Source organism: Pannonibacter sp. SL95 (genome assembly GCF_026672425.1).
Classification (GTDB): Bacteria; Pseudomonadota; Alphaproteobacteria; order Rhizobiales; family Stappiaceae; genus Pannonibacter.
Genome location: NZ_JAPPRC010000004.1, coordinates 413792 through 426055, shown reverse-complemented (window position 1 = coordinate 426055; position 12264 = coordinate 413792). Strand labels below are relative to the sequence as shown.

The 12264-nt window shown below is 64.3% G+C and carries 9 protein-coding genes; 3 read left to right on the top strand and 6 right to left on the bottom strand.

Annotation, left to right across the window (positions count from 1 at the left end):
• Nucleotides 1–14 precede the first annotated feature (14 nt).
• Entirely contained in the window at nt 15–2780 is a 2766-nt protein-coding gene (gene mutS / locus OVA12_RS12495) for a DNA mismatch repair protein MutS (RefSeq protein ID WP_268137768.1), read from the bottom strand.
• A gap of 158 nt (nt 2781–2938) precedes the next feature.
• On the opposite strand from mutS, the gene OVA12_RS12490 reads away from it, so the two are divergent.
• Together OVA12_RS12490 and OVA12_RS12485 are read left to right on the top strand one after the other, a co-directional pair.
• Nucleotides 2939–5221, top strand: coding sequence for an NADP-dependent malic enzyme (locus OVA12_RS12490; RefSeq protein WP_268137767.1), 2283 nt, complete (start codon nt 2939–2941; stop codon nt 5219–5221).
• Between the two features lie 107 nt (nt 5222–5328).
• Complete coding sequence (locus OVA12_RS12485; protein ID WP_268137766.1) at nt 5329–6132, top strand: nucleotidyltransferase domain-containing protein; 804 nt, start codon at nt 5329–5331, stop codon at nt 6130–6132.
• A 54-nt stretch (nt 6133–6186) separates the two neighbouring features.
• Here the strand turns inward: OVA12_RS12485 and cysK are convergent, their stop codons facing one another.
• Nucleotides 6187–7152 carry a cysteine synthase A gene (gene cysK, locus OVA12_RS12480; protein WP_268137765.1) on the bottom strand — a complete coding sequence of 322 codons (966 nt, stop codon included), beginning with the start codon at nt 7150–7152 and terminating at the stop codon, nt 6187–6189.
• A gap of 185 nt (nt 7153–7337) precedes the next feature.
• Entirely contained in the window at nt 7338–7787 is a 450-nt protein-coding gene (gene dut, locus OVA12_RS12475) for a dUTP diphosphatase (protein WP_442793866.1), read from the bottom strand.
• A gap of 218 nt (nt 7788–8005) precedes the next feature.
• Here dut and OVA12_RS12470 point away from each other — a divergent pair, with 218 nt between their 5' ends.
• Nucleotides 8006–8806, top strand: a complete 801-nt coding sequence (locus tag OVA12_RS12470; RefSeq protein ID WP_268137763.1) for a DODA-type extradiol aromatic ring-opening family dioxygenase — start codon at nt 8006–8008, stop codon at nt 8804–8806.
• A 41-nt stretch (nt 8807–8847) separates the two neighbouring features.
• On the opposite strand, the gene OVA12_RS12465 is transcribed toward OVA12_RS12470, so the two are convergent.
• The 3 genes from OVA12_RS12465 to trpA form a co-directional block, all read right to left on the bottom strand.
• Nucleotides 8848–10164: a bifunctional folylpolyglutamate synthase/dihydrofolate synthase gene (locus OVA12_RS12465; protein WP_268137762.1), complete on the bottom strand. Its 1317-nt coding sequence runs from the start codon at nt 10162–10164 to the stop codon at nt 8848–8850.
• Nucleotides 10165–10330: 166 nt separating this feature from the next.
• Complete coding sequence (gene accD, locus OVA12_RS12460; RefSeq protein WP_268137761.1) at nt 10331–11227, bottom strand: acetyl-CoA carboxylase, carboxyltransferase subunit beta; 897 nt, start codon at nt 11225–11227, stop codon at nt 10331–10333.
• 41 nt (nt 11228–11268) lie between these two features.
• Nucleotides 11269–12096 (bottom strand): tryptophan synthase subunit alpha, encoded by an 828-nt coding sequence (gene trpA, locus OVA12_RS12455; protein ID WP_106754437.1) that lies wholly within the window; start codon nt 12094–12096, stop codon nt 11269–11271.
• Nucleotides 12097–12264 lie beyond the last annotated feature (168 nt).

Here is a 12264-nt window from a genome sequence, read left to right as displayed (position 1 = left end):
GTTCGATGCTGCCGTTACGGCTTCAATGCCTTCAGCCGGTACAGGGCTTCGAGTGCCTCACGGGGGCTCATGTCATCGGGATCCAGCCCGTCCAGCGCCTGCCGCAGCACATCCGGCACCGGCGTTGCTGGAGCAGTGGCCTGTGCCGCGCGGGAAGCCGGTTGCCGGGGCGCTGGTGCGAGTGCCGCAAACAGCGGCAGGTCGTCGATCAGCGTCTCGGCCGGTGCGCGGCGGTCCTTTTCTTCCAGCTGCGACAGAACGGCCTTGGCACGCTCGACCACGCTTGCCGGCAGACCGGCGAGCTTGGCCACCTGAATGCCGTAGGACCGGTCGGCGGCGCCGGGCACGATCTCGTGCAGGAAGATGACGTCGCCGTTCCACTCCTTGACCGACACCGTGGCGTTGGTCAGTCGCGGCAGGCGCTGGGCCAGGGCCGTCAGCTCGTGATAGTGCGTGGCGAACAGGGCACGCGCGCGGTTCACCTCGTGCAGGTGCTCGATCGCAGCCCAGGCAATCGACAGGCCGTCGAAGGTCGCGGTGCCACGGCCAATCTCGTCCAGGATCACCAGTGCCCGCTCACCCGCCTGATTGAGGATGGCGGCCGTCTCCACCATCTCCACCATGAAGGTCGAGCGGCCGCGCGCCAGATCGTCGGCCGCGCCGACACGGGAGAACAACCGGTCGACCATGCCGATATGCGCGGAGCGCGCGGGCACATAGGCGCCCGTCTGCGCCATCACGGCAATCAGCGCATTCTGGCGCAGGAACGTCGACTTACCGGCCATGTTCGGACCGGTGATCAGCCAGATGCGGCCATGCGCCATCGCGTCATCGGCCGGGCCGAGATTGCTGTCGTTCGCGACAAAGCTGTCGCCGCCCGAGCGCCGCAGCGCCTGTTCGACCACCGGGTGGCGGCCACCCTCGATGGTGAAGGCAAGGCTCGTGTCCACCTGAGGCCGGCAGTAGCCATCCTCCTGCGCCAGCTTGGCCAGTGCAGCCGAGACATCCAGCACGGCCAGCGCCCGCGCGGCCGCCTTGATCGCCTCGCCAGCTGCGACGACAGCGGCGGCGAGCCGGTCGAAGATCTCGAGTTCGATCGCCAACGCCCGTTCACCGGCGCTGGCGATCTTCGATTCCAGGTCAGCCAGCTCGGTCGTCGTAAAGCGCATCGCGCCGGCCATCGTCTGCCGGTGGATGAAACGGGCCGGATCGGCCGTCATCCGGTCAGCCTGGCCACTTGGAGCCTCGATGAACCAGCCGAGCACGTTGTTGTGCTTGATCTTCAGCGAGCGCAGGCCCAGCTCGTCGGCATACTCGGCCTGCAGCCGTGCGATCACCTTGCGCGAGGCATCGCGAAGGTCGCGCAGCTCGTCGAGATTGGCGTCATAGCCTTCGGCAACAAAGCCGCCGTCTCGCTTCAGCAGTGGCGGCTCATCCGACAGCGCGCGTGACAGCTCTTCGCCCAGCGCATGCGGTGCGACGGCAAGATCATGCCGCGCGGCCGAGAGCTCCACCGGCGTTTCGGCCCCGCGCTCCAGCAGCGCCAGAATCGACCGGGTCGCAGCCAGACCCTGCGCGATGCTGAGAAGGTCACGCGGTCCGCCGCGCTGAAGGGCAATCCGCGACAGGGCGCGGGCAAGATCTGGCGCTGCGGCCAGTTCACGCCTGAGCCCCTCGCGCAGGATTTCCTCGTCGAGGAAGTAGGCAACGGAGTCCAGGCGGGCGTTGATGGCGTCCGGGTCCGTCAACGGTCCGGCGAGCCGGCTCGCCAACAGGCGCGCGCCGGCGCCGGTGACAGTCCGGTCGATGGCCGACAGCAGACTGCCCTGCCGGTCGCCGCCAAGCGTGCGCATCAGCTCCAGATTGGCCCGGGTTGCCGGGTCGATCAGCATCCGCCCCCTTGCGGCCTCGCGTACGGGCGGGTCCAGCGGCGGGCGCTCGCCCAGCTGCGTCTTCTCGACATAGGCAAGTACGCCCGCGGCGGCCGACAGCTCGGCGCGCGAAAACGTGCCGAACCCGTCCAGCGTCCGAACGCCGAAATACCGGGCCAGGCGATCAGCGGCCGTGGCGCTGTCAAAAAACGCACGCGGCACCGGCGACAGGGCTGCGCCTTGTCCTTCCACGATGTGTCTGAGGTCCGGTTCCTGCAACAACGCGTCAGGCACGAGAATTTCGCGCGGATCGATGCGGGCAAGGTCGGCCGAAAGACGGGGCAGGTCACTCTCGCCAACCTGGAAGCTGCCGGTCGACATGTCGATCCAGGCAAGACCGAACACGGCGTCATCCGGGCCGGAGCCAATGCGCAGGCGATTGAGAGCGAGCAGGAAATTGTTGGTTCCGGCATCCAGCAGACGTTCTTCGGTCAGCGTGCCTGGGGTCACGAGACGGATGACATCGCGCCGGACGACAGATTTGGAGCCGCGTTTCTTGGCCTCGGCCGGATCTTCCATCTGCTCGCAGACCGCCACCCGGTGGCCAAAGGCGATCAGTTTCTGCAGGTAGTCATCGGCAGCGTGCACCGGCACACCGCACATCGGGATGTCCTCGCCAAGGTGCTTGCCGCGCTTGGTCAGCGTGATTCCGAGCGTGCGGGAGGCGATTTCCGCATCCTCGAAGAACAGTTCGTAGAAGTCCCCCATCCGGTAGAACAGCAAGCTGTCCGGATTGGCGGTCTTGATCTCGATGAACTGCGCCATCATCGGCGTGACGCGCTGGTCCGCCCCTGAGGTGTCAGGCGCGGACAGGTCGGCTGAAGTATCCTGGGTCGGTTCAAATGACATGGCCGGACCGTAGCAAAGGGCATCCGTCCTTTCATGGCGACTACTGCCTTGTGCTGCCTTGAGCCGGTAATTTTCAGGGGATAAGGTTTGCATCCCCCCGGCGTGGCTATGCCCGGCCGCCCGCAGCCCGACGCATGCTCCAGAGGATCCCAAAGGCCATGTCCGACAAGAAGAAGACACCGAAGACCGGCATCAGTTTCACCGAACAGGAAGCGCTTCTGTTCCACCAGGAAGGCAAACCCGGCAAGCTGGAAATCACCCCGACCAAGCCGATGGCCACCCAGCGCGACCTGTCGCTGGCCTATTCGCCCGGCGTTGCAGTTCCGGTTCGCGCCATTGCCGAGGATCCGAGCCGTGCCTTCGACTACACCACGCGCGGCAATCTCGTTGCCGTCATCTCCAACGGTACGGCCATCCTCGGCCTTGGTAATCTGGGGGCACTGGCTTCCAAGCCGGTGATGGAAGGCAAGGCCGTGCTGTTCAAGCGCTTCGCCGACGTGGATTCCATCGACCTGGAAGTCGATACCGAGGAAGTCGACGCCTTCATCAACTCGGTCCGCTATCTCGGGCCCTCCTTCGGCGGCATCAACCTTGAGGACATCAAGGCGCCGGACTGCTTCATCATCGAGCAGCGCCTGCGCGAACTGATGGACATCCCGGTCTTCCACGACGACCAGCACGGCACCGCGATCATCGCCGCTGCCGGCATGATCAACGCGCTGCATCTGACCGGCCGCGACATGAAGACCGTCAAGGTGGTCTGCAATGGAGCGGGCGCAGCCGGCATTGCGTGTATCGAACTGGTCAAGGCCATGGGTGTGCCGCATGAGAATGTCATCCTCTGCGACACCAAGGGCGTCATCTACCAGGGCCGCACCGAGGGCATGAACCAGTGGAAGTCGGCCCATGCCGTGCGCACGGACGCAAGGACGCTGTATGAGGCCCTCAAGGGCGCGGATGTGTTCCTCGGCGTTTCCGTCAAGGGCGCGCTGACCGAGGACATGGTCCGCGCCATGGCACCGAACCCGATCATCTTCGCCATGGCCAACCCGGATCCGGAGATCACCCCGGAGGAGGTTGCCGCAATCCGAGATGACGCCATCGTCGCCACCGGCCGCTCCGACTATCCGAACCAGGTCAACAACGTCCTCGGTTTCCCCTACATCTTCCGCGGCGCGCTGGATGTGCGCGCCACCACAATCAACGAGGACATGAAGGTGGCCTGTGCCCGGGCTCTGGCCGAACTCGCACGCGAGGAAGTGCCGGACGAGGTAGCGGCGGCCTATCGCGGCAACCGGCCGAAGTTCGGGCCGGAATACATCATCCCGGTGCCGTTCGATCCCCGGCTCATCTCGACGATCCCTCCGGCCGTGGCCCAGGCCGCCATGGACTCAGGCGTGGCGCGCAAGCCGATCATCGACATGGATCAGTACCGGCACCAGCTGTCGGCACGGCGCGATCCTGTGGCTGGCACGCTGCAGCGCATCTTCACCCGCGTTCGCCAGATGCCGAAGCGCGTTGTCTTTGCCGAGGGCGAAGAGGAGCCGATGATCCGCGCCGCCGTGAGTTTCGTGAACCAGGGCCTCGGTGAAGCCATCCTGATTGGCCGTGAAGACGAGATCCGGACAGCGGCCCAGGGTGCCGGCATCGATATCGACCGCCCCGGCATCCGCCTGCAGAATGCACGTAACTCGACCCGCAATGCCGATTACGCCCAGTATCTCTACGGCCGGATGCAGCGGAAGGGTTATCTGTTGCGCGACTGCCAGCGCATGGTCAACAACGACCGCAACTACTGGGGTGCCATCATGGTGGCGCGCGGCGATGCCGACGCCATGGTGACTGGCATCACCCGCAACTACTCCGTCGCCCTCGACACTGTGCGCCAGTGCATCGACACCAAGCCCGGCCACCGCGTCATCGGCGTGTCGCTGGTGCTCGCCCGCGGCCGCACGGTGCTCGTCGCCGACACAACCGTGCACGACATGCCGAACTCCGAGGAGCTGGCGGACATCGCCGAGGAAGCAGCCCATGTGGCCCGGCGCCTTGGCTATGAGCCGCGCGTGGCCATGCTGGCCTATTCCACCTTCGGTCACCCGAAGGGCGAGCGTGCCGAGCGGGTGCAGGAAGCCGTGCGCATCCTCGACCGTCGCCGCGTCGACTTCGAGTATGACGGGGAAATGGCCGCCGACGTGGCGCTGAACATGGACAAGATGGCGCCCTATCCGTTCTGCCGCCTGACGGGTCCAGCCAACGTGCTGATCATGCCCGCGTTCCACTCTGCATCCATCTCGACCAAGATGCTGCAGGAACTGGGTGGCTCCACCGTCATCGGCCCCCTGCTCGTCGGCTTCGACAAGCCGGTGCAGATCGTGCCGATGGGCGCCAAGGACAGCGACATCGTCAACATGGCAGCAGTGGCCGCGTATAATGTGACGTGAGCTTTCCGGCGCTGGCCGGTTCGAGAGTCTGTTTCGCCACTCTTGGAATTGAGGGTGGCGAAACAAAGTCCTGCCAATCACCGCGTCAGGAACACAGGAACAATTCAATGGACGAGAGTATCGTCACCGAAATCCAAGCGCGCCTGGATGCGATCGTCAAACGCGAGAACGTCTCGATCCCATTTGCGATAGAAAGCGGCAGCAGGGCTTGGGGCTTCCCGTCGCCGGACAGCGACTATGACTGCCGTTTTGTTTTTGTCCGACCAGTTGCGGAGACGTTCACGCTTTTTCCCAAACGCGATGTCATTGAAGACCCTTTAACCGCGATTTTTGATGTCAATGGATGGGAGCTGGCAAAAGCAATCCGGCTGCTGCTCAAGGGCAATGCCGTTATCATCGAGTGGTTGAACTCGCCCTTCGCCTATCGCGAATTGTCTGGCTTCCGTTCGCAAATGCTCGATCTCGCAAAGGAAATTGGCGACCGCAACCTGATTGGCCGTCACTACTATTACCTCTGCCGTGAACATGTGGAACGGTGCTTCAAGGACCCGGAATCAACCGCTCTCAAGAAACTATTCTACATGCTGCGTCCGCTGTTTGCTGTTCAGTGGCTGGATACGCATCCAGATGCTGTTTACCCACCAATGAACTTTCATGAGCTGCGCGCCGGGATCGCGATCCCGTCAGATGCGAGCGACGAAATCGACGCGTTGCTGGAGAAAAAGACAACGACACGGGAGCTGGGTGAGGGCCGAATTCCCCCAGTGCTCGCAGACTACGCCATGAAGGCCTACGAGAACGCGGGCCACTGGCGCCTTGCTGTCGAGGTCGACAGGGACCGGCAGGAGACAGCCGACGCCTGCTGGCGCAGCTGGACTGAAAAACTGTCCCCGGCGCCAACTGCTGCTTGATTTCCTAGGCAAACCTTCGCCACGCGAAACTGCGAGGCGAAGGTTTGTACTCTCTCACTCCAGACCTTCGAACAGTGCCGTCGACAGATAGCGTTCGGCGAAGGATGGGATGATCACCACGATGGTCTTTCCGGCAAACTCGTCGCGCTGGCCGACCTTGATGGCGGCGGTCAGGGCCGCGCCGGAGGAAATGCCGACCGGAACACCTTCGGTGCGGGCGACTTCGCGAGCCATGGCGAAGGCCTCGTCATTGCTGACCTTGACGATCTCGTCAAAGACCGATGTGTCCAGCACGCCCGGCACGAAGCCGGCACCGATGCCCTGGATCTTGTGCGGGCCCGGGTTGCCACCGGAGAGGACCGGGCTGTCGGCCGGCTCGACGGCCACCACATGCAGGCCCGGCTTGCGCGCCTTGAGCACCTGGCTGACGCCGGTGATGGTGCCGCCGGTGCCGATACCGGACACAAAGACATCAACGCCGCCGTTGGTGTCGTTCCAGATCTCCTCGGCCGTGGTGCGGCGGTGGATTTCAGGGTTAGCGGCGTTTTCGAACTGCTGCGGCATGACAGCGCCTGGGATCTCGTCCACCAGTTCTTGCGCGCGGGCGATGGCGCCCTTCATGCCCTTCGGGCCCTCGGTCAGCTCGAGTTCCGCGCCCAGGATCTTGAACATCTTGCGCCGCTCGACCGACATGGTTTCCGGCATGACGAGGATCAGGCGATAGCCCTTGGCGGCCGCGACGAAGGCCAGCGCGATGCCGGTGTTGCCGGACGTCGGCTCGACCAGCGTCGTCTTGCCAGCCTGGATGCGGCCGTCGGCTTCCATCGCCTCGATCATGGCAACGCCGATACGGTCCTTGACGCTCGAGATCGGGTTGAAGAATTCAAGTTTGGCCAGAAGGTTGGCCTTTACGCCGTGCTTTTCGGCGAGGCGGTCAAGGCGCACGATCGGGGTATCACCGATGGTTTCGGTGATCGAACCATAGATTCGGCCGCGGCCGGGCTTCTTGTCGGACATCATCTTCTCCTGATGCAGGGACCTGCGCGCCAGGCGCGCTGCCTCTGACTGTGATCAGAGCCTAGGCGCAACGCTGAGGCAAGGCGAGAAGGCTCGTTCCAAAGTTTCAAGGCGCAGGAAATGTTCATCCCGCCGCTTTCGGTCTTCGGCAAATGCCGTGCTCCTGAGCAAGGCATGGCAAGGACCATTCAGGCTGTGCCGGTGGATCCGAAACCGCCGCTGCCACGGTCCGTCTCATCGAGGCTGCCAACCTCGACCAGCGCGGCCTGCAGCACCGGCGCGACGATCATTTGCGCAATGCGCATACCGCGCGTCACCGTAAAGGCGGCGCTGCCGTGATTGATCAGGATGACCTTTACTTCGCCGCGGTAATCCGCGTCGATGGTCCCGGGGGTGTTCAGCACGGTGACGCCATTCTTGGCGGCAAGGCCTGACCGTGGGCGAACCTGGCCTTCAAAGCCACGCGGAATGGCCATGGCAAGGCCCGTAGGCACCAGCGCTACGGCTCCCGGCGCCAGCACAAGGTCCGTTTCGACGGCCGCGCTGAGATCAAACCCCGCCGCGTCAGCACTCTGATAGGCGGGCAGGGGAAGGTCAGCACCATGGGCAAGGCGCTGGATCTGAACCGATACGGTCATCAAGGGGCTCCATATGATGTGTTTCCGCCTTGCTGGCAGGTCGGGCGCCCCAGTGCAAGAGGGCGAACACGAAGGATCGATCAGACGCTTGCGCCGGCGCGGCCCAGATCGGCACTACTGTTTTCGTCTAGTGAACGATCAGTTGGCAGAAACGGGTATTTATTCACGCCTGACGCCGAACTACCTTAGGCCCATGCTTGTTGACCCCGAGGTCTGTCATGTCTGCGATTACCCCCCATTCAGCTTCCACCTTTGCCCCGATGTTTCTGGCGCATGGGTCTCCGATGCTGGCCATCGAAGACAGCGCTGCGCATCAGTATCTGAAGTCGCTGGGCGACAGCCTGCCACGGCCGCGGGCGATCATCGTCCTGTCGCCGCATTGGGAAACCGAAGGCCTGCGCGTGTCCGCCCCGGGTCCGCTGCGCACCATCCATGACTTCGGCGGCTTTCCGAGGGCGCTGTTCGAAATCCAGTATCCGGCGAGCGCACCGAAAGCACTGGTTGCCGACGTGATGCAACGGCTGACGACAGCAGGGATCGCGGCGTCTGTGGATGCGTCGTGGGGACTGGATCACGGGGCGTGGGTTCCCTTGTCCCTCGCTTTCCCGGATGCTGACATTCCCGTCGTCGCCCTGTCCCTGCCCCTGACTTATGGCCCGGAACAGATGCTGGAGCTTGGCGCGGCGCTGAGCCCGCTGAAGGATGAAGGTGTGCTGATCCTCGCGACCGGCAGCACGACGCATAACCTGCGGATGATCATGCCGAAGACGACACCGGCTGCCGATTGGGCCGTTGCCTTCGACGACTGGCTGGATCAGGGGCTCTTGACTGGCACGCCGGAGAAGATCACGGACCTGACAGCCAATCCGCAGCTTCGGCTGGCGCATCCAACGGAAGAACACTTGCTGCCGGTGTTCTTTGCCCTTGGCGCGGGTGGTGCCGGCGCAAAGGGCGAGCTTCTGCATCGCAGCTACGAATATGGCACGCTCTCGATGTCCTACTATCAATTTGCGGCGTAAGCGGTTGCCTTGAGCTGCCGCCCAAGCAGACCTGTCCCGCGTCAGCGGGGCAGGGTGCCGTTTGCGGCCAGAACATCCCCGACCAGATAGAGCGAGCCGCAGATCAGGATGCGCGGCGGCTCGCCATCCCTGGCTGCGCAGGCCCGGATGTCCGCCAGTGCCAGATCGAGACTGTCAAAGGGTGTGGCTTCCAGCCCTGCCGTGCGGGCAAAATCGGCCAGCTCGAACGGATCCCGGGCGGCATTGGTGGAATTGATCGGCACCGTTCCCACATGCCGCACGAGCCCTTCGAAGGCGCGGAAGAAACCGATCGGATCCTTGGTCGTGAGCATGGCCGAAATCATGTAGAGCGGCCTTGGGCTCTTCTCTTCCAGCTCCCCCATATAGGCAGCAATGGTGAGCGCAGCGCCCGGATTGTGGCCACCATCGACCCAGACCTCGGCGCCAGCCGGGCATTTCTCGAACAGCGGACCCTGGCGCAGCAGCTGCAGCCGGCCCGGCCAGCGGACCTCCCTCAGGCCCCGGGCGATAACCTCCGGCGTCGGCAGCAGACCGGCCGCCTTCAACGCCGCAATGGCGAGACCCGCGTTGCCAATCTGGTGGGCACCGGGCAGGTGCGGCAAGGGCAGATCGATCAGGCCTTCATCGTCCTGGAACACCATGCGGCCATTGTCGGCCAGCGCCGTGAACTCCTGGCCAAACCGGCCGAGTTGCGACTTTGCGCGGGCGGCGGCGCGGTCAATGACCCGCGAGACCTCGTCCACCTGCTCGGCCGAAACGGACGGGCAGCCTGGCTTGATGATCGCAGCCTTCTCGCCGGCAATCTCCGTCAGCGTGTTGCCAAGGAACTTCTCGTGATCATGGGAAATGGACGTGATGACCGACACCAAGGGCGCATCGATGACATTTGTCGCGTCCAGCCGGCCGCCCAGTCCAACCTCCAGCAGCAGAACATCCGCAGGCTCCTCGGCGAAGAGTAGCAGCGCGGCCGCCGTGGTGATCTCGAAGAAGGTAATCGGATTGCCGTCATTCGCCCGCTCGCAGCGATCGAGCGCAGCGATGAGGCGCGGATCATCGACGAACTCACCCGTGCTGCCGAGGCGAATGCGTTCGTTGAAGCGGACGAGATGCGGCGAAGTGTAGACATGGCAGCGCTTGCCATCGGCCTCCAGGATCGCCCGCATGGTCGCGGTGACCGACCCCTTGCCATTCGTGCCGGCAACATGGATTGCCGGTGGCATGGCGCGCTCCGGGTTGCCCAGCGCCGCAAGCAGCCGGTGCATCCGGTCCAGTGACAGGTCGATCTGCAGCGGGTGCAAGGCAAGCAGACGGTCAAGGATGGCGGTAATCTGGTCCATGGTGCCCCTTGGGCTTCAACACGTCCCCTGGCCGTTCAACCCAGGAGAGGCCTGATACAGGTTTCGCATATAGAGGCGCACAGGTCCTGACAAGCGGCAGAAACGGGAACGGCCCGCCGTGTCCAATTCACGACGGGCCGTCCCGGATTTCAGGTCATCCGGAGCGTCAGGCGGCCTCGGTCGTCGCCGGACCGTCCATTTCCGGCAGCTCGATCTGGCGCTTCATCAGGATGCCGGCGAGACGGGCAATGGTCGACTTCATGTCGTGCCGCTTCACCACCATGTCGACCATGCCGTGGTCGAGCAGGTATTCTGCGCTCTGGAAGTCCTCCGGCAGCTTTTCGCGGATCGTCTGCTCGATCACGCGGCGGCCGGCAAAGCCGATGACGGCGCCCGGCTCGGCGATGTGCACGTCGCCCAGCATCGCGTAGGAGGCCGACACGCCGCCCGTGGTCGGGTTGGTCAGCACGACGATATAGGGCAGGCGCGCCTCGCGCAGCATCTGGACCCCGACCGTGGTGCGCGGCATCTGCATCAGCGACAGAATGCCTTCCTGCATGCGCGCGCCGCCGGAGGCGACGAACAGCACGAAGGGCGTGTTCGCCTGCACAGCTGCCTGCATGCCGGTCAAGATCGCCTCACCGGCCGCCATGCCGAGCGAGCCGCCCATGAAGTCGAAATCCTGCACGGCAGCGGTGAAGTCCATGCCTTCAACCTTGCCGCGGCCGACATAGACGCAGTCTTCCTCGCCGGAGCGGGTGCGGTACTCTTTCAGGCGGTCGACATACTTCTTGGTGTCGCGGAACTTCAGCGGATCGACGGTCACGCCCGGCGTCGCAATGCGCTCGTAGCTGCCACCGTCGAAGAAAGCGTCCAGGCGCTTGCGCGCCGGCATACGCATGTGGAAGCCGGAATTCGGCACCACCCAGAGATTGGCTTCCAGATCGCGATGGAACACCATCTCGCCCGTTTCCGGGCACTTGATCCAGAGGTTTTCCGGCATCTCGCGGCGCGACAGGAAGCTGCGCAGTTTCGGCCGAACGACAGTGTTGATCCAGTTCACGGCAAAATCCGTCCGTTGTTGATCGGTCTTTGGGTCCTGCCTCAGCGGGCGCGAGCCACGCCGCCGGCAAGCGACGACACAAGGTCAGTGACGGCTGCAACGGTGCGGTCCGTTGCCTTGCCGTTTGCATCCAGGCTTTCGCGGATCGCCTCGACCAGCACCGAGCCCACCACGACGCCATCGGCGTTGCGGCCAATCTCTGCGGCCTGATCCGCTGTCTTCACACCGAAGCCGACGGCGACCGGCAGGTTCGTGTGCGACTTGATCCGGCCGACAGCCGCCGCAACGCGCTCCGGATCCGCCGAGGCGGTGCCGGTGATGCCGGTGATCGAGACATAATACACGAAACCGGACGTGTTCTTCAAAACGGCCGGCAGGCGGCGGTCATCGGTGGTCGGCGTGGCGAGGCGGATGAAGTTCAGCCCGCCCTTCATCGCCGGAATGCAGAGCTCGTCATCGGCTTCCGGCGGAATATCCACGATGATGAGACCGTCGACGCCAGCTTCCTTGGCTTCCGCCACGAAGGCTTCCGGGCCGCGGACATAGATCGGGTTGTAATAGCCCATCAGGATGATCGGCGTGTCCTGGTCCGACTGGCGGAACTTGCGCACCATGTCGAGGGTCTTGTCCATGGTCTGGCCGGCGGCCAGGGCGCGCTGCGTGGCGCGCTGGATCGGAACGCCTTCCGCCATGGGATCGGAGAAGGGCATGCCCAGTTCAATCACGTCGGCACCGGCGGCGGGCAGAGCGTCCAGCACGGCCTGCGACGTGGCGAGGTCAGGGTCACCGGCGGTGATGAAGGTCACCAGGGCCGGGCGGCCCTTCTCGGCGCAGGCCTTGAAGCGGCGGTCGATGCGCGTCTCGGTCATACGGCTTTCCATCCTGTGGCGGGCCACCCGCTGCGGGTTGCGCCCGTTCTGAGCTTGAGCGCGGCCGCACAGGAACCGGCTGCCGCGCAAGGTCCGGGGCTTGGATGTAGGGGGCGGGCGGGGCTCCTGTCAACGCGAGTCCGCCATGGTGCTGAAGAAATGGCAAGC